Annotated in this window: 20 protein-coding genes; 15 read left to right on the forward strand and 5 right to left on the reverse strand. The window is 65.1% G+C overall.

The window, feature by feature from the left end; all coding sequences use genetic code 11:
- Window positions 1-12 precede the first annotated feature (12 nt).
- Window positions 13-1419 (forward strand): glutathione-disulfide reductase, encoded by a 1407-nt coding sequence (gorA, locus tag ACWJI3_RS01400; protein ID WP_480202586.1) that lies wholly within the window; start codon window positions 13-15, stop codon window positions 1417-1419.
- Window positions 1420-1678: 259 nt separating this feature from the next.
- Entirely contained in the window at window positions 1679-2404 is a 726-nt protein-coding gene (locus ACWJI3_RS01405) for a response regulator transcription factor (protein ID WP_094511053.1), read from the forward strand.
- A gap of 41 nt (window positions 2405-2445) precedes the next feature.
- On the opposite strand, the gene ACWJI3_RS01410 is transcribed toward ACWJI3_RS01405, so the two are convergent.
- Entirely contained in the window at window positions 2446-2778 is a 333-nt protein-coding gene (locus tag ACWJI3_RS01410) for a ribbon-helix-helix domain-containing protein (RefSeq protein WP_255099487.1), read from the reverse strand.
- A gap of 375 nt (window positions 2779-3153) precedes the next feature.
- Window positions 3154-3669, reverse strand: a complete 516-nt coding sequence (locus tag ACWJI3_RS01415; protein ID WP_480202587.1) for a DUF3122 domain-containing protein — start codon at window positions 3667-3669, stop codon at window positions 3154-3156.
- A 309-nt stretch (window positions 3670-3978) separates the two neighbouring features.
- Here ACWJI3_RS01415 and psbA point away from each other — a divergent pair, with 309 nt between their 5' ends.
- The 3 genes from psbA to petC all read left to right on the forward strand — a co-directional run bounded on the left by psbA (window position 3979) and on the right by petC (window position 6373).
- A complete protein-coding gene (gene psbA / locus ACWJI3_RS01420) occupies window positions 3979-5058 on the forward strand; it encodes a photosystem II q(b) protein (RefSeq protein ID WP_094510831.1) in 1080 nt (359 codons plus the stop codon).
- A 52-nt stretch (window positions 5059-5110) separates the two neighbouring features.
- Window positions 5111-5755: a Tll0287-like domain-containing protein gene (locus ACWJI3_RS01425; RefSeq protein ID WP_480202588.1), complete on the forward strand. Its 645-nt coding sequence runs from the start codon at window positions 5111-5113 to the stop codon at window positions 5753-5755.
- A 69-nt stretch (window positions 5756-5824) separates the two neighbouring features.
- The gene (petC, locus tag ACWJI3_RS01430) at window positions 5825-6373 is read left to right on the forward strand and encodes a cytochrome b6-f complex iron-sulfur subunit (RefSeq protein ID WP_480202589.1); all 549 of its coding nucleotides are present in this window, start codon (window positions 5825-5827) and stop codon (window positions 6371-6373) included.
- A gap of 28 nt (window positions 6374-6401) precedes the next feature.
- Here the strand turns inward: petC and ACWJI3_RS01435 are convergent, their stop codons facing one another.
- On the reverse strand, window positions 6402-7193 hold the full coding sequence (locus tag ACWJI3_RS01435) for an ion channel (RefSeq protein ID WP_480202590.1): 792 nt from the start codon (window positions 7191-7193) through the stop codon (window positions 6402-6404).
- 259 nt (window positions 7194-7452) lie between these two features.
- On the opposite strand from ACWJI3_RS01435, the gene ACWJI3_RS01440 reads away from it, so the two are divergent.
- Window positions 7453-8748, forward strand: coding sequence for an NAD(P)/FAD-dependent oxidoreductase (locus tag ACWJI3_RS01440; protein WP_480202591.1), 1296 nt, complete (start codon window positions 7453-7455; stop codon window positions 8746-8748).
- Here ACWJI3_RS01440 and ACWJI3_RS01445 read toward each other — a convergent pair whose 3' ends face one another.
- Complete coding sequence (locus tag ACWJI3_RS01445; RefSeq protein WP_255099481.1) at window positions 8749-9096, reverse strand: ArsR/SmtB family transcription factor; 348 nt, start codon at window positions 9094-9096, stop codon at window positions 8749-8751. It abuts the gene before it with no gap.
- A gap of 128 nt (window positions 9097-9224) precedes the next feature.
- On the opposite strand from ACWJI3_RS01445, the gene ACWJI3_RS01450 reads away from it, so the two are divergent.
- The 7 genes from ACWJI3_RS01450 (at window position 9225) to ACWJI3_RS01480 (ending at window position 14494) form a co-directional block, all read left to right on the forward strand.
- Complete coding sequence (locus ACWJI3_RS01450; RefSeq protein ID WP_480202592.1) at window positions 9225-10346, forward strand: rhodanese-like domain-containing protein; 1122 nt, start codon at window positions 9225-9227, stop codon at window positions 10344-10346.
- 88 nt (window positions 10347-10434) lie between these two features.
- The gene (locus ACWJI3_RS01455; protein WP_094510829.1) at window positions 10435-10989 is read left to right on the forward strand and encodes a rhodanese-like domain-containing protein; all 555 of its coding nucleotides are present in this window, start codon (window positions 10435-10437) and stop codon (window positions 10987-10989) included.
- A complete protein-coding gene (locus ACWJI3_RS01460) occupies window positions 10986-11864 on the forward strand; it encodes a sulfite exporter TauE/SafE family protein (protein ID WP_480202593.1) in 879 nt (292 codons plus the stop codon). Before ACWJI3_RS01455 ends, ACWJI3_RS01460 begins: the two co-directional genes overlap by 4 nt.
- Complete coding sequence (locus ACWJI3_RS01465) at window positions 11861-12307, forward strand: OsmC family protein (protein ID WP_094510827.1); 447 nt, start codon at window positions 11861-11863, stop codon at window positions 12305-12307. Before ACWJI3_RS01460 ends, ACWJI3_RS01465 begins: the two co-directional genes overlap by 4 nt.
- A gap of 244 nt (window positions 12308-12551) precedes the next feature.
- A complete protein-coding gene (locus ACWJI3_RS01470; RefSeq protein ID WP_480202594.1) occupies window positions 12552-13082 on the forward strand; it encodes a DUF3122 domain-containing protein in 531 nt (176 codons plus the stop codon).
- A gap of 286 nt (window positions 13083-13368) precedes the next feature.
- Entirely contained in the window at window positions 13369-13887 is a 519-nt protein-coding gene (locus ACWJI3_RS01475) for a hypothetical protein (protein ID WP_480202595.1), read from the forward strand.
- A gap of 76 nt (window positions 13888-13963) precedes the next feature.
- The gene (locus ACWJI3_RS01480; protein WP_480202596.1) at window positions 13964-14494 is read left to right on the forward strand and encodes a cytochrome b/b6 domain-containing protein; all 531 of its coding nucleotides are present in this window, start codon (window positions 13964-13966) and stop codon (window positions 14492-14494) included.
- Between the two features lie 16 nt (window positions 14495-14510).
- Here ACWJI3_RS01480 and ACWJI3_RS01485 read toward each other — a convergent pair whose 3' ends face one another.
- Window positions 14511-14906 carry a hypothetical protein gene (locus ACWJI3_RS01485; RefSeq protein WP_480202597.1) on the reverse strand — a complete coding sequence of 132 codons (396 nt, stop codon included), beginning with the start codon at window positions 14904-14906 and terminating at the stop codon, window positions 14511-14513.
- A 157-nt stretch (window positions 14907-15063) separates the two neighbouring features.
- Here ACWJI3_RS01485 and ACWJI3_RS01490 point away from each other — a divergent pair, with 157 nt between their 5' ends.
- Window positions 15064-16149: a DUF389 domain-containing protein gene (locus ACWJI3_RS01490; RefSeq protein ID WP_480202598.1), complete on the forward strand. Its 1086-nt coding sequence runs from the start codon at window positions 15064-15066 to the stop codon at window positions 16147-16149.
- Window positions 16150-16153: 4 nt separating this feature from the next.
- Window positions 16154-16969, forward strand: coding sequence for a hypothetical protein (locus ACWJI3_RS01495; protein ID WP_480202599.1), 816 nt, complete (start codon window positions 16154-16156; stop codon window positions 16967-16969).
- Window positions 16970-16984 lie beyond the last annotated feature (15 nt).

The raw sequence follows: 16984 nt of genomic DNA on the forward strand, positions 1-16984 counted from the left end.
CTCCGATCAGCCGTGACTGCTTCCCCCCAACCCGCTGAAGACGGCTTCGATCTGGTTGTGATCGGCGCCGGCTCCGGTGGCCTGGCAGCGGCCAAGCGCGCTGCCTCCTACGGCGCCCGGGTGGCGGTGCTTGAAGGCGATCGGGTGGGCGGCACCTGCGTGATCCGCGGTTGCGTGCCCAAGAAGCTGTTGGTGTATGGCTCGGCCTACCGCCACATCCTTCACGACGCCGAGGCGTTCGGCTGGACGGTGGAGGCCGCCCGCTGCGAGCCGGCACGGCTGCTGGCCAATGTGCGCGCCGAGGTCGACCGGCTCAATGGGCTGCACATCGGCTTTCTCGAAAAGGCCGGCGTGGAGCTCGTGCGCGGCTGGGGCCGCTTCGCTGATTCCCATCACGTGGACGTGGTGGCCAGTGAAGACATCACCGGTGAGGCAGCCGCCACCACCGCCAGCCGCCGCCTGCGGGCGGAGCGGGTGCTGATCGCCGCTGGTGGCGTGCCCCAGCGGCCGGTGCTGCCGGGCGCCGAGCTGGCCTGGGTGAGCGACGACATGTTCCTGCTGGAGGAACTGCCCCAGCGGGTGGTGATCGTGGGTGCGGGCTTCATCGCCTGTGAGTTCGCCTGCATCCTCAATGGCCTGGGCGTGGCCGTCACCCAGCTGGTGCGTGGCGATCACCTGCTGCGGGGCTTTGACCTCGAGCTGGCCGGCGCCGTGCGCGAGGGGATGGAGGAGGCCGGCATCGAGATCCGCTTCAGCCACAGCCCTGCCGCCATCAGCGGCACCCCCGGTGATCTGCAGGTGACCACCCAGGACGGCGAGCAGCTGGCCTGCGGCGGTGTGCTGCTGGCCACCGGCCGCCGGCCCCGGCTGGAGCCGCTGCATCTGGCAGCTGCCGGTGTGGCCAGCGAGGCGGGCCGCATCCCGGTGGATGCCGATCAACGCACCAACGTGCCCCACATCTATGCGGTGGGCGACGTGACCGATCGCATCAACCTCACGCCGGTGGCGGTGGATGAGGGCCGCGCCTTCGCTGACAGCGTCTATGGCGGCAAGCCGCGCCAGGTGGATCACGAGCTGGTGGCCAGCGCCGTGTTCAGCCAGCCGGAGCTTTCCACCGTGGGTCTCAGCGAAGAAGCGGCGATCGAGCGTTTCGGCGCCGATGGCATCCGCATTCATCGGGCCCGCTTCCGCTCGATGGCGCAGGCCCTGCCCAAGAGCGGCCCCCGCTGCCTGCTGAAGCTGGTGGTGGAGGTGGCCACCGGCAAGGTGGTGGGCTGCCACATGGTGGGCGAGCACGCCGCCGAGATCATTCAGATGGCGGCGATCGCCATCGGCATGGGAGCCACCAAGGCGGATTTCGATCGCACCATGGCGTTGCACCCCACCGTTTCTGAGGAATTTGTAACGATGCCGAACTGAGCGCAGCGGGGAGGACGCACCCACGGTCGGCAGCACGGCGCGACACGGTGCAAAAGGGTGACTGAGGCCAGGACCGGGGGCAAATCCAAGTCAGTGACTGGGGCCGAGGCAGGGCGGATGCTGAGAAACCGAAAGAGTGTTGATTGAAATCATAAGCAAATCAGGAGCTTCAGTATTTCTTTATCAAGACATTCCGCTCACTTGATGATGAAGGTCTGCAGCATTGAGTCAGTTCTTCCTGCAGTACCTTCTGTTGCGCGTGCAACCCCTGATCCAACTCATCGACCATGAGCCGGAGGTGGTCGAGGTGCTCACCCCGCTGCTGGAGCAGGTGGGCTGGCGCATTTTGCACGCCGGCGACGGCTACCACGGCCAGGCCATGGCCATGGAGCACCAACCCCATCTGATCGTGCTCGACCTGCTGCTGCCCAAGCTGGACGGCCTCTCGGTATTGCAGCGCCTCCGCCGTGATCAGCGCACCGCCCGCTTGCCCGTGATGGTGCTCACGGCACTGGCCAGCAAGGAAGACAAGATCAAGGCCTTCAACTGTGGCGCCGACGACTACGTGACCAAGCCGTTCCAGGTGGAGGAGGTGTTCGTCCGCATCCGGGCGCTGCTGCGCCACCAGCTGGAACCGCCGCTGGCCTTGGTCACACCGGAAATCCTTTCTTTCGGGCCTCTCACGCTTTGCCCTGAGCAGCTGGAGGTGCAGTGGTTTGACCAGCCGATACGCCTCACCAGGCTGGAATTCGAACTGCTGCACTGTCTGCTGCAACGCCATGGCCAAGCGGTGTCGTGGGGGGTGATTCTCAAGGAGGTGTGGGGCCACCCCAGCGGTGACGACATTGAGTGCATTCGCACCCACATTCGTCACCTCAGAACCAAGATCGAACCGGAGCCGCACCGCCCCCGTTTTCTCAAAACGATCTATGGCATGGGCTATTGCCTTGATCTTCCCCATCAGCAGACGCAGGCCATGGCCTGAGAGGTGCCTGGGGGTTACTGCCACCACCGCGATGGGGCGGCTCAGACATAAGCACCGTTCGTTGCAGACACTCCCACAGGCATCGAGTGGCTGTGCTGCGGTTGGCTTCTTTCGCTGGTGCTTGGGGGCTGAGCATAGGCCTGGCTGTGTGCAGGAGCGGGCGCTTGCTGGTGGAGCACTTCCTCCAGCAGGAAGGCGCAGAGATTGGACATGGAACGACCCTCCTCTTCCGAGCGGTTCAGGAGGGTTTGATACACCTGATGGCTGATGGTGATGGAGATGCGGCGTGGCTGACGTTGCATGATCCGAACACGCTCGCTCGTGGTCTGAGAAGCATTGCCTACGGACTTGGAGTTGGGAGTTATGGAAGTCATGGCAGACCTAAACATGGGGTAGGGGGGTGATGCACAACGAATAACGTGTGATCGCTACGAACTGAGAGAATATTCCAGGGATTCATGCCCTCTTCATCTTGATGCGGATGGAGAGCCACGCCAATAGCCTCGCCACAACCGAGACAATCGGGAGGGAGAAACCAGGTCCTGCATCAAAGTCGATGGGTGGGGTGGTCCCAGATGTTGGATGGCTTGCGGGCAAGATCTGATCAGAATCTGACTATTTCAAAAACTGCCTGAATGGCCCGCTCCTCCGTATTGATGTGTTCTCACCATCATAATCCCATGGTGTGATATGGGGTGTGGTGTGAATCCCGCCCTTGCCATGCCGGTTCAAAGGGCGCTGGTGGCCTGTCAAAGGCCGGCCGCTCGTCGGGCCAGTTGCTTGGTGGGATCCGCTCCGAGCATGAGCGCAACATCGGCGGCCCCATTGGCAACCGGCACCAGCAGACGCAGGGGCCGTAAGTCGCTGGGGGCAGGCATCAGGCCAGCCACATCAAACTGGGCGGCTCCCTGCGGTAGTGCCGTCTCTTCTGCCGCCACCAGCTCCTCGCTGCGGTTGGGCAGTTGCCATTGCTGACCCGCTCCGTCGTCGACCTGTAAGGGGCGAAGGTGATCGATCCGGAGACCCGGCGTCAGGGCATTCAGGCGTAAGCGCGGGCCTGCGGGATCGGCGTGATCGGGTTGCTCGAACAACACCAGGCCCCAGCGTTGGCCGGCCGCATCACTGAGCGTCCAGCGCTGGGGAGAGGCCCCCGCCATGGCCTGTCCCTCCGCCATGCCAGCCCCTGGCAGCAGCGACAGGCCGGCTGTGAACATCACCACTGCCAGCGCCGCGACCAGCAGGCGAGCCAGCAGTCTCGCTGGCACGACAGCGGTGGCTCCAACGGCGCGAAGCCTGGGCGCCCTCCCTGATGAAACGGCCATGGTTTGCAGAGGTTGCGGGCCTCTCGACCCTATGCCGGTCTACCGATAGGCGCTGAAAGGGGGAGGCACGCGCGGGCACGGATATCAGCGTTAGCATTTATGTGGGTTTAGGCGTTAAACCGCATAACTCCACTCACGTGATGCCTGCTTGTGCCCCTGCTCGGCCGGTTCCTTCTCTGAGCGCCGTTGGCGGTGAACCGTCGTCCCTGTGGCGAGCGGTCGCTTCTCCCCCGTCCTTCGTGTTTCGACACCATGGTCACTACGTCCCTACGCCGCCTCCCGGGTCTCTCCTGGGGGTCCTTCAAGGACTGGGTCACCAGCACCGAGAACCGCCTCTATGTGGGCTGGTTCGGCGTGCTGATGATCCCCACCCTGCTGGCGGCCACCGTCTGCTTCGTGATCGCCTTCGTGGGCTCCCCACCCGTCGACATTGACGGCATCCGTGAGCCCGTTTCCGGCGGCCTGCTTTATGGCAACAACATCATCACCGCCGCGGTGGTGCCCAGTTCCAATGCCATCGGCCTGCACTTCTACCCGATCTGGGCTGCCTCCAGCCTTGATGAGTGGCTCTACAACGGTGGCCCCTACCAACTGATCATCTTTCACTTCCTGATCGGCATCTTCTGCTGGATGGGGCGTGAATGGGAGCTGAGCTACCGGCTCGGCATGCGCCCCTGGATCGCCGTGGCCTATTCAGCGCCCGTGGCCGCCGCCACCGCCGTGCTGCTGGTGTATTCGATCGGCCAGGGCTCCTTCTCCGACGGCATGCCGCTCGGCATTTCCGGCACCTTCAATTTCATGCTGGTGCTGCAGGCCGAGCACAACGTGCTGATGCACCCTTTCCACATGCTCGGTGTGGTGGGTGTGTTCGGCGGGGCGCTGTTCTCCGCCATGCACGGCTCTCTGGTCACCAGTTCCCTGGTGCGTGAAACCACCGAGGTCGAAAGCCAGAACCGTGGCTACAGATTCGGGCAGGAGGAGGAGACCTACAACATCGTGGCTGCCCACGGCTACTTCGGTCGTCTGATCTTCCAGTACGCCTCCTTCAACAACAGCCGCAGCCTGCACTTCTTCCTGGCCGCCTGGCCGGTGATCGGCATCTGGTTCGCGGCACTGGCGGTGGCGAGCTTCTCGTTCAACCTCAACGGCCTCAACTTCAACCACTCCGTGATCGACCACCAGGGCCGGGTGATCAACACCTGGGCCGATGTGCTCAACCGCGGTGGGCTGGGCATTGAGGCCATGCACGAGCGCAACGTCCACAACTTCCCGCTGGATCTGGCCACCAGTTCCAGCACCCCCGTGGCGCTCACCGCTCCAGCGATCGGTTAGTGGGACTTTGACCCCCACCCAGCCGCTTTAACCCCCACCCCCGGAGCTCCCCATGTCCCATCTGCTCCTGCCACTGCGGGCCCTGGTCCGTTCGGCCCTTGCCGCTATGGCACTGGGGGTGCTCGCTGCTGTGCTGCTCTGCGCCACTCCGCTGGCTCACGCCAGCCTGGCCCGTTCTCCGGTGGAGCCGGCGGAGCTGGCCAGCGCGGTGGCGGAGATGGAGCAGCTCGACCGGATGCGCATCGCTCTGGCTTCCACCCTGGAGGACCAGAGCGATGCCCCCACCATCGAAACGATGAAGGAGGTGTGCAAGCCGGTGGGAATGAAGGCGATCGCGATCGGCAAGGAGCACGGCTGGCAGGTGCGCCAGGTGGCCAGCAAGACGCGCAATCCCGACCATGCCCCCGCCAACGCTCAGGAGCAGGACGTGATCGATCTGTTCCAACGCCACCCGGCGATCACAGGCCTGTGGCAGCCGGCTTCCGCCGAGCAGGGAGCCGGCGTGAACTACTACCGCCGCATTGATGTGGTCCCCAGCTGCATGGCCTGCCACGGCTCGAAGGAGAGCCGCCCCGCCTTCGTGAAGGCGAACTATCCCGACGACAAGGCCTTTGATTTCAAGGTGGGAGATCTGCGCGGCATGTACGCCGTACACCTGCCGGAGGTTCAGGCCGCACTGGTCGCAGCCGGGCGCTGACCAACAGCAACGCCAACCCATAGCTCCAGTGGACGTATCACGTCACGAACAACCCTTCGCGCTCCAGCCATGACTCTCACTCCCGCACCACCTGCCAGCAACGAGGTCCCCAGCCTGGGGCGTCGCCAGTTCATGAATCTGCTCACCTTCGGTGCTGTCAGCGGGGTGGCGCTCGGCGCCCTCTACCCGGTGCTGCGCTATTTCATCCCGCCAATGGAGGCTGGCGCCTCGGGTGGTGCCCTGGCCCTGGACGAACTCGGCAATCCGATCGCGGCCAGCGGTTGGCTGGCCAGCCACAGCGACGGTGACCGCAGCCTGGTGCAGGGCCTCAAGGGTGATCCCACCTATCTGATCGTCGAAGGGGAGGGCGCCATCGGTGCCATCGGCCTCAACGCCATCTGCACCCATCTGGGTTGCGTGGTCCCCTGGAACAGCGGTGAAAACAAGTTCATCTGCCCCTGCCATGGCAGCCAGTACGACCCGGAGGGGGCCGTGGTCCGCGGCCCTGCCCCGTTGCCCCTGGCCCTCGCCCATGTGGCTGTGGAAAGCGAACGGGTGCTGCTTAGCACCTGGAGTGAGAGCGATCCCCGCACCGGCGAGAAGCCTTGGTGGAGCTGAGCTGAGCGTTTAACGCTTCTCCAGCTGGTTAGGACGGTTTTGCGGATGGGCAGGTGTAGGTCTGATTGAAATTGGCAAAGTCGAAACTTTTGCACTCACCTTCCTCCTGCATCATGTCCACAAAGCCGCGGCCAAACAGCACATCGGTGAACGAGTAACAGTGATGGGCATAGATCGGCCGCTCCAGGGTTTCATCAATGCCACTGAAAGAAATCAGAATGTCCGCTTTCCTGGCGGCTAGATCCTGGGGCGTCAGTCCGTGCAGGGGGCTATGGGCAGCGATCGTATGCATCAACGTCCAGGTGAGCAGAAAGAGGGGTGAGCGATCGCGGCTCAGCGTCATCGTGTGGAGACGCCGCATTCGGTGCCCCTCCGTTGTGCGCTCATCGATGGCGAGATAGGCCTGCACCCTGGCTTCCAGGATGGTCTTGCGGCGTTCGTTGGCGACGCGAAACATCAAGGTGAGCCGACCGTCGTAATCGTGAACGGTGACCCCATCAGAAAACAGGATCCGTGCCGACGAGCGGGAGAAGCGGCTGAACGCCATCCCCGTTATCAGGGCGATCACGATCAACCCCAGCAGCGATTCAACGATGACGGCCAGATGGGTGTACAGGCTGGTGGGATGGAAGGCTCCATAGCCGATCGACCCCAGGGTCTGCACGCTGAAGAAGAAGGCTTCCGAAAAGGTGGTCGTCCTGCCGGCCACCCCGGCAATGCCGTGCGGATCGATCAGGTAGAGGAGGGCGAACAGCAGATTGAGCAGTAGATAGCCAGCGGCGACCAGCCCGAAGAAGCCCGCCCAGGGAACCGCCAGCATCAGGTGATTGGGGTGGCGCCAGTGCCGGAGCCAGTCGGACGGATTCACCGCGGTGAAAATCCCCCCGTGCTTCACCAGCCGCAGCGGAGGCGCCGCCAGGGTTGAGGGTGCACGCCGCTGACCTGGAGTCATCCGCCTGACCGCAGAAGTTGCAATCTAGCCATATTCCTTTATGCGTGTAGACACAATAAGCTATGTGTGCAGGGTGATCGCCCCACGGCGTCCGGCCTCAGAGTGATCCTGAAGCTGTGGAGGTGGTGTGGTCGCCAACGGATCAGCGAGCCATCGTCACCACCAGGTGTTGATCGTGGGCGGTGGCTCCGGCGGGATCACCGTGGCCGCCCAGTTGCTGCGGGCCCGGCCGGGCCTGGATGTGGCGATCCTCGAGCCCGCCACCGTTCACGACTATCAATCCGGCTGGATCCCTGCTGGCGCCGGTCTGCTGCCACTCGCTTTCACCCACCGGCCGGAAGCCAGCGTGATCCCGCCGGGAGCCTGCTGGATCCAGGACAGCGCCGCCCGCTTCGAGCCGGAGGCCCAGCGGGTGATCACCGCGACTGGTGAATCCATCAGCTACCAAGTGTTGGTGGTGGCCATGGGCCTCCAGCTCAACTGGAACCACATCCAAGGACTGCCGGAGGCCCTCGGCAGCCATGGCATCGTCAGCGCCTATTCCCGCGACCACATCATCGCCACCTGGGCGGCTATCCGCGGCTTCCAGGGGGGTATCGCCCTCTTTACCCATCCGGCCACACCGATCAAGTGCGGCGGCGCGCCCCAGAAGGTGATGTACCTGGCCGACGACGTGTTTCAGGCCACCAGTGGCGTGGGCGTGAACAGCCACGTGATCTTCTGCACCGCCATGGCGAAGCTCTATCCGGTGGAGGCCTACAACACCACCGTTGAGCAGGTTGTGGCGCGCCGCCACATCGACGCCCGCACGCTCCACAACCTGATCGAAGTGCGTGCCAGCGAGCAGGTGGCGGTGTTCGACGTGCGTGAGCCAGGGGGCGAGCCCCGCCGCGAGGAGATCCGCTTCGACCTGCTGCATGTGTTGCCACCGATGGCGGCGCCGGATGTGGTGGCCCACACCCCCTTGGCGATCGATGGTCCGGGCGGCTGGGTGGAAGTGAACAAGGACACCTGCCAGCACAAGCGCTTTGCCGATGTGTTCGCTCTCGGCGATGTGAGCTCACTGCCAACGTCGAAAAGCCTGGCCGCCATCCGGGGTCAGGCGCCGGTGCTGGTGGCGAACCTGCTGGCTCAGCTCGATCAACGCCCCCTGCTGGCCCATTACGACGGCTACACCGCCTGCCCTTTGATCACCAGTTTCCACAGCGTGGTGATGGCGGAGTTCAACTACGAGCTGCAGCCGGTCAGTTCCTTCCTGGTGGATCCCACCAAGGAGCGCTGGAGCATGTTTCTGGTGGAAACCCGTGTGTTTCCCTGGGTGTACTGGCACCGGGTGCTCAAGGGCCGCCTGCACGAGAGCCGCTTCCTCAAGCCGTTCGCCCCGCTGGTGCGCGCGTTGGGGCTGGCATTCAAACAGCCGTGATCAGACCGGCTGCAGTTGCCGGAGCTGCTCCTCAAACCGTTGCCTCAGACGCCCCTGCACCAGATTGCAGAGTTCATCCACCAAGGGATCGGCAACGGTGTAGATCAGCCGCACCCCATCCCGCTCGCAACGCACCAGGCCAGCCCGTTGCAGCTGCCCCAGCTGGCGGCTGATGTGGGACTGGCTGAAACCCGTGGCCTCGATCAGGGAGGCCACATCCATGGCTCCTTGCTGTTTGAGCTGGCAGAGCAGTTGCAGGCGTGCCGGTTCGCTCAGCAGACGGAAGAAACCACAGAGTTCTTCGAGGAGCTGGGGGCTCGGCAGGGACCCGGCAACGGGCGCAGCCATGGCAATCAAATATGTCGCTTACAGCATTATGCAGTGGAACTGGAGTAGGTGACGGCTTGCGGCTTAGCAAGAGTTGCCTTTATGCCCTCTATGCGGCTAAACTCATAGCAATTGCTGATGGACCACCCATGGCCGTCGCTCCCGCGTCTGTTCTTTCCCTCGCCGCCGCCGCCGGTGGCGGCAGCCTGCTCTTCCGCCAGCTCTTCGACGGCGACACCGGCACCTTCACCTACCTGCTGGCCGATGTGCGCAGCCGCCAGGGCCTGCTGATCGATGCGGTCTTCGAGCAGCACGACCGCGATCTTGCCCTGATCCGTGAACTGGACATCGATTTGGTGGCCTGCCTGGACACCCATGCCCATGCCGACCACGTGACGGGCAGCTGGCTGATGCACGCCGCCACCGGCAGTGCCATTGGCCTGGCCGCTGCTGTCGGTGCCGAGCACGTGAGCCTGCCACTGCGTCACGGCGATCGGGTTCCCTTCGGCGAGCGCGCCGTGGAGGTGCGCGCCACCCCCGGCCACACCGACGGTTGCCTCACCTACGTGCTCGATGACCAGACGATGGCCTTCACCGGCGATGCCGTGCTGGTCCGCGGCTGCGGCCGCTGCGACTTCCAGCAGGGCAACGCCCACACCCTCTGGACCTCGATCACGGGGCAGATCCTTTCTCTGCCCGAGGCCTGTCTGCTCTACCCCGGCCACGACTACACCGGCCGCAGCGTGACCTCCGTTGCCGAGGAGAAGGTCTTCAACGCAAGGCTTGGTGGCAATGCCACCGAGCGGGATTTCGTCGGCCACATGGAGGCGATGAAGCTTCCCCATCCCCACAAGATCGCCGAAGCCCTGCCCGGCAACATGCGCTCCGGCAAGCCACGCGAGCTGGCGGCCGTTCCCGCCTGGGCGCCCCTGACCCGCAGCTACGCCGGCCTGCCTGAACTCACACCGGCCTGGGTGGTTGCCCATCAGAGCGATCTCACCGTGCTCGATGTGCGCTCTGCGGAGGAATTCAACGGCCCCGACGGCCGGGTGGCCGGCAGCCTGCTCATCCCCCTGCCGGAGCTTGAAGGCCGCTCCAGCGAGATCCCCACCGGTCGACCGCTGGTGGTGGTCTGCCATTCCGGCAGTCGTTCCGCCCTTGCCACCCAGCAACTGCTGAAGGCTGGTCACGCCCAGGTGGCCAACCTGCACGGCGGCCTGAGCCGTTGGGCGGCCGAGGGCTTCCCGCTGGATGGCGCCATCCCTGTCTGAGGGGTGCGCCCCTGATCGCTCTGATCACCGACCCCGCTTCGATCACCGACTCCGCTTCGGCATTGCCCCGTTCTCTGCTTCTCCACCGATGGCTTCCACCCCTGCAGCTGCACAACTCCACCGCATCAGCGCCCATGACCTGGCCGACCAGCTGGCGGCTCAAGGCGTCACCGTGATCGATGTGCGCGAACCGATGGAGTACGCCTCCGGCCACATCAGCGGCAGCCTCAACGTTCCCCTCTCGCGCCTCACCCGGGCCGACCTGCCGAGCGGAGCGCTTGTGCTGGTCTGCCAGAGCGGTAACCGCAGCACCAAGGCCTTGACCCAGCTTCTGCAAAAGGGTCACCCCCATCCGGTGGCTGACCTGCTCGGTGGCATCCCCGCCTGGCAGGCGGCTGGTTTCTCCGTGCGCAAGCTCAAAGGAGCACCACTGCCATTGATGCGCCAGGTGCAGATCGTGGCAGGAAGCCTGGTGTTGCTGGGGGTGATCCTGAGCCAGACAGTGGCTCCCGGCTGGATCTGGCTGAGCGGATTCGTGGGGGCTGGCCTCACCTTCGCGGGCCTGAGCGGCTTCTGCGGCATGGCGCGGCTGCTGGCTGTGATGCCCTGGAACCAGGTGGCGACGGGATCGCGGGGGACATGAACGCCTCGACCGTGGGGCTGCTGGTGGTGGGTGGCGCCCTGATCGGCTTTCTGCTCGCCGTGCTCGGGGCGGGCGGCTCCATTCTGCTGTTGCCCCTGCTGGTGAGCGGTGCGGCCCTGCCCACCAAGGCCGCGGTTCCGCTCTCGCTGCTTGTCGTCACCTTGCTGGCCCTTGGCAATGTGGGCCCTTACATCCGCCGCCGCCAGATCGCGATCCAACCCGCCCTGGTGCTGGGGGTGCCGGCCCTCGCCGGCAGCTGGATCGGCGGCCTGCTGGTGAAGGCTGGTCTGATCCCGGAGCCGCTGCAGCTGGGAATCTTCACGGCAGCGGCGTTGCTGGCCTCCTGGCTGCTCAATCGCCGCAGTGCCAGAGAGCGTCGTCCCAATGACGGACGCGCAGCGGGTTCCCCCGTGCTGCTGGCCAGCCAGGGCGTGTTCGTGGGCCTGCTCACCGGCGTCGCCGGGGTGGGCGGTGGTTTTGCGATCGTCCCGGCTCTTGTTCTGCTGGCGGGTCTGTCGATGCCGCTGGCGAGCGGCACGAGCCTGTTGCTGATCTCCACCAATTCCCTGGTCGCCCTTGCCGCCCTGGGGCATTGGCCCTCCGCTCACCTGCCGCTCCTGTTTCCACTGGTGGCTGGTGGTTTTCTGGGGACGGTGGTGGGACAGCGGCTCGCGCCTCACCTGCCGGAGGTGCGGCTGCGCCAGGGGTTCTCCGCGCTTCTGATCGGATCGGCCCTGCTCACCGGAGCCGAGGCCTGGCGTCGCCACGACCACCTGCCCGCTGCTCCCATGGCTTCCAGCCGCCAGAGCCTGCAGGCTGCGCACCGGTCAGCCGCTCCGGTCTCCTCATCCTCAGCCGTTTCAATCGCACCATGAGTGAACGCACCTTCCAGTTCAGGCTGCGCAGCAGCCACCCCGCTCCGGATCGCGCCACCCATGACCTGGTGGTGGAGTTCCTGGGCGACTCCGGCGCCTGGGAACCCCAGCTGCTCAGCTTCACCATGCCGGGATTCCGGATGTATCTCATGGCGTTGCTGCTCTGCCAGCACTTCTATCTGGTGGCCAATGCCAGGGAGAAGGCCATTCCGCTGCAGCAGGTGGAGGCTGATTTGGTCGTCACCACCAGCAGCGACTGGATCGTGGCCAGGGTGGAGGGCGACTTCCGGATCCAGCTGGATGCCGCCGCCTCCGAGCAGGAACGGGGCCTCGCCGATGCGGAGGCGATCGCCTCCATCCAGGAACGCATGAAGCTCTGTCCGGTCTCCCGCAACCTGCCCGATGGGGTGCAGAAGCGCATTGTCCTCACCTCGCTGCGCTGATCTGAGGGAGCCCTCCGCTCAGCCCCCCACGAGCAGCACCCGCCACGTCCTGGTGCCGGTGGATGGCAGTGAGCTGGCGGGGAAGCCCGCCAGAGATTTATCGACAATGCGAAAGATGTTGAGAAATGAAGGTATAAATTGCCCCTTGTGTAGCAAGGCTTGCGCTTGTCCAGGAGAGAGGATTCCCGCCGGTTTCTTGCCTCGGATCTGACTAGGTTGAGGGCGTAAACATACAGTTCTCACCATGAAGACATCCTTCACTTTCCCGTTTTTCGCATGGCTTCGGCGTTTTGCCGCTCATGGCACCCTCTGGGTGATGACCTTTGCACTGTTTGTGCTCGGCACACTGTGCAGCCCATCGGTTGCTATGGCTGCCGATAGCTCGGGCAACTGGAACCTTGAGGATGGTTCGGGCCACCGGCTGGGGGCCGTGCTCTATGAACGATCAAACATTGATTCGTCTGCTGGTCTGCGCCTGAAACTGACGGCGGAGTCTGACGGGCTCAAACTGGATCATGCCCGTCCCCTGATGCTCAGTGATGGGCGTGGTCAGAATTGGAGTCTTGCCAACCGCAGCGGCGAACTCATGGCGAGTAACGATGGCGCCACCACGGTGGCTTCGTCCCAGTACGACGCCAGTTGTCTCAACCCCACCCCGAGTGATGGCGTGCCCTTGGAGATGACAGTCGTCAGTTCTGCAGGTGATCTGAGCTTTGCACTTTCGCCAGGCCAGGTGCAGACCCTGCACTCCCTGACTGACGCCTGTGCGAACTGAAAGCCGCCCGCTGCAGCGGAAATGGCAGCTGCGCATGAATGGCGAACCAGGACATGAGCTGGATCCTCACCAGACATCCCCACCAGCAGCGGCCAACCCCCCCACCGCAGGTGAAGGATCTGGTCCGTCGCCTGCCCACCATCCATGCCTCTCTCCATGGGGCTCGGTGCACGGATCGCGGCTTTCCTGAATCTCTGAACCTTGGCTTCGCGGGGCCAGCCCTGGTCAGCACCGCCGTGCTCCTGGAGGCGCCGATTCATACTCAGAGATACACGGCAAAACTGCGATGTCTGCCGTTGATTCAGGCATGCTCGGTGGGCGGAGAGGGCTGGTCCTGGCCGTCGCCGCGGGCCTCGGCCTGCTGGCCTTCGTTGTTGCCCGGTGTGGTCCTTCACCGCCTTTGTCGATCGTCTGCCGCCACAGCGACGATCCCAGGGGCCTGAAGGACTTTCGGGTCGAGGTGGGGCACGGCAAGGATCAGGTGCGTTTCGCTGATGGCCTGACCCTTCCGGTGGAGTCCGGCCACGACACGATCACGTTCTTGGAAAAGGAGTCGAACGCCTTCGCTCTTAATGACAACGACGGCGATGAAGCTGCCCTGGGAGTGCCCAGCCCCGAGCAGCGTGCCCTCGGGATCCCCGCCCGGGTGGCCCCCGCGGTGATCCATTTCGACCACGGCCACGATGAGGTGCACCGCACCACGATCGACCGCCGCAGCCTCAGGTTCAAGGAACACGCCCTGACGAAGCGAGACGGCCGTGGCGAAGAGTTGATGGACGGCGTCTGCAGCAAAACCCCGGCCTGATCCGCAGCCTTCACCTGCTGCTGCGGAGCTCCAGTGGCAGGCCTGTGGCACACTGTGCCGACAACCCTTGAACACCATGGGGCGCCCTTACCAACCCTCGCTGCTGAGGCTGCTGCACGGACTCACGGCGGTGTTGGTGCTGGGGTGCTGGCTGAGCGGGCTGTTCGTGTACAGCCGCTACGACGGCCGCTGGGGACGGCTGCCCTTCGTTCCGGGAGGCAGCTGGATCGATCTGCATGGCCAGGTGGGCTGGTTCCTGCTGCCCGTGGGCCTGGCCTTCACCGCCTATGCGCTCACGCTCGGCAAGGCGCGGCTGCGGCGCGCCACCAACGCGATGGCGCTGGTGGCGCTGGTGCTGGCGGTTGCCACCGGCAAGCTGATGCAGGAAGACTGGCTGCGTGACGGCGAACTGCACCACCTGGTGTATTCGCTGCATCTGGTGGCCTGGCTTGTGATCGGCCTGGCGGTGCTGGTGCATGTGGCGGGCAGCCTGCAACTGGGGGGTTGGCCGCTGGTGGTGTCGATGTCGAACACGAGCCTGCGGGAGGGGGACCTGCCGGGCGACTGGCCCTCCCAGATCCGCCGCTACCTCAAGCGCAAGCGCTGAAGCTGCCGAACGTCGCTCAGAGCGGATCACCGGGCAGGAAACGCCGGATGAACTGGGCCAGGGGCATCGGCCGGCAGCGGGCCTGCCAGTTGTTGCCGCCCGGCAGCCGCCGCCAGCACTGCACCTCTACGCCGGCTGGATCGCAGGCAGCGTCCCCGCCCACGTCGCCAGCGAGCAGCTGCACCTGGTAGCGGTAGTCGGCATCGGCGGCCTGCTCGGGGGCGGCCAACGGTTCGGCGCCCGGCTGGGTGCTGAGGAACGCGGCCAGGAAGGCGGTCATCTGCTGCTGCTGCCGCAGCGCCATGGCGAAGCGCCAGGCGGCGCCGGTGGGGTAGCCGTCGTGGTGAAGGTAGAGGTGGCGCACCGGCGCGCCGGGAAAGCCTGTGAATGAATAGACGGCGCGGGTGGCCACGGGGGCGGAGCGGCTGCCTCGACCAGTGCCCCCGGTGTCTCAGGGATTGTTCATGAAGAAGGGGCTGGCTGCATCTGGCTGTAACGGCGCCGGGCGCGTTGGCGCCTCGCTGGATCACGGCCGAAGATGATGCGCGACCCGAATGAGGGCTTCCGGCATGACCTCCACGTCCACCATCAACGAGCCGGAAGACAGCCGTCTTGTGCTGTTGCGCAAGGAGTTCGAGCGGGACGCCAGCTTCAATCTGGTGTTCGTGGTGCTGACGGTGGGCGCCACCTTGATCGCCACCCTGGGTTTGCTTGCCAACAGCCCCGGCGTGGTGATCGGCGCGATGGTGGTGGCTCCCTGGATCATGCCGCTGCAGGCGATGGCGTTCGAGATCCTGCGGGGTCGCCTGCCGATGTTTCTGCGGGCCCTGCGCACCCTGCTGCTGGGCGTGGTGATCTGCGTGGTGCTGGCGATGGTGGTGGGCCGTCTGGTGGCCTTCCCCAGCTTCGGCAGCGAGGTGATGAACCGCACCAGCCCCAACCTGCTGGATCTGGGCGTGGCGCTGGTGGCCGGTGCGGTGGCGATGTTCGCCAAGCTCCGCAAGGACGCGATCTCGGCGCTGGCCGGCCTGGCGATCGCCGTGGCCCTGGTGCCGCCGATGTGTGTGGTGGGAATCCTGCTGGCCTCGTCGTTCTGGGCCCAGGCCTACGGGGCGCTGCTGCTGTTTGCCACCAACCTGCTGGGCATCATGGTGGGGGCGATGGCGGCACTCGGCGCGCTGGAGCGGGTGTACCGCAGCCGCCTGTTCCACAGCAGGCTGGGTCTCACCAGCGTGGCGCTCACGGCGCTGCTGGTGATTCCACTGGGCAGCAGCTTCTTTCGCCTGCTGAACCAATCACGGCAAGAAACGAAGGCCAAGGAAGTGGAGCAGGTGATCGAGCAGCAACTGCGCAGCAGCACGATCACCCTCGGCGGCGATCCGGCCATCGATCTGGTGGGTCTCTCGATCGACTGGCAGAAGAATCCGCCCCTGATCCGCGCCCGGGTGCGGGTCACGGATCCCTCCCTGCCCACCTCCGCTCAGGTGGCGGGCGTGCAGGCCTTCATCAACAAGAACCAGGCGCCGTTGCGCTTCCGGCTGGTGGTGCAACGCACCGCCGTCGATCTGATCGGCCCGGAGACCGCCCCCAACCCGCCGCACCTGGAAGTGCTGCCACCGTCTGCGCTGCCTTCAGCCGACTCCAAGGGGGAATGAGGGCGTGACTGACACCGCCGCCGGACCGGCGGAGCTCGATGGGGTGCGCGATCCGAAGCTGCGGCGGCTGTGGGCGTTCCTGCGGGTGTGCCTGGTGCTGGCGGGCATCGGCGTCACCAAGCTGCTGGTGCGCCGGCTGGGGTGGGAGGTGCTGGCCCCCAATCCGCTGTTTCCGGCGCTGGTGGCCTCCGAGGTGGTGCTGCTGGGCTTCCTGCTGAACGGGGTGCTGCTGGATTACAAGGAGGGCGAGACGATGCCGGCGGAACTGGCCGCTGCGATGGAATGCCTCTCCAGTGAAGTGCGCGGTGTGCAGGTGTTGCACCCAGAGGCCGAGATCCGCCCGGCCCTGGCGGCGCTGACGGCCTTCAGTGAGGCTCTGCTTGGCTGGATGCGGGATGGCGGCGGTGTGGCCCTGCTGCTGGATCAGCTCGATGCCCTGCAGCAGCTGATTGAGCAGCTGCGCGCCTGGAACCCGGCGCCGTTGCAGGCTCGCCTGCTGCTCGAGCTGGCCACGATCCGCCGCCATGTGCATCGCATCGAGGTGATCCGGGAAACCACCTTCGTGCCGTCGGTGTATGGCATGGCCTATCTCGGCACAGGCCTGCTCACCGTGGGTCTGGTGCTCACCGACATCGAACCGTTCAGTGAATCGATGTTTTTCATCGGTGTGATTTCCTTCCTGCTGATCAAGCTGCTCTACCTGATCACCGATCTCGATAATCCCTTCGCCGCTGGCGACGAGCTGTCTGTGGAGAATGTGTCGCTGATGCCGCTGGCACTGGCGCTGCGGCGGTTGCGGGGTGGGAAGGAGGTGGGGTGAGGGCGGGGTTCGCCT

The sequence above is a fragment of the Marcopretia estuarina LEGE 06307 genome, from assembly GCF_056633115.1.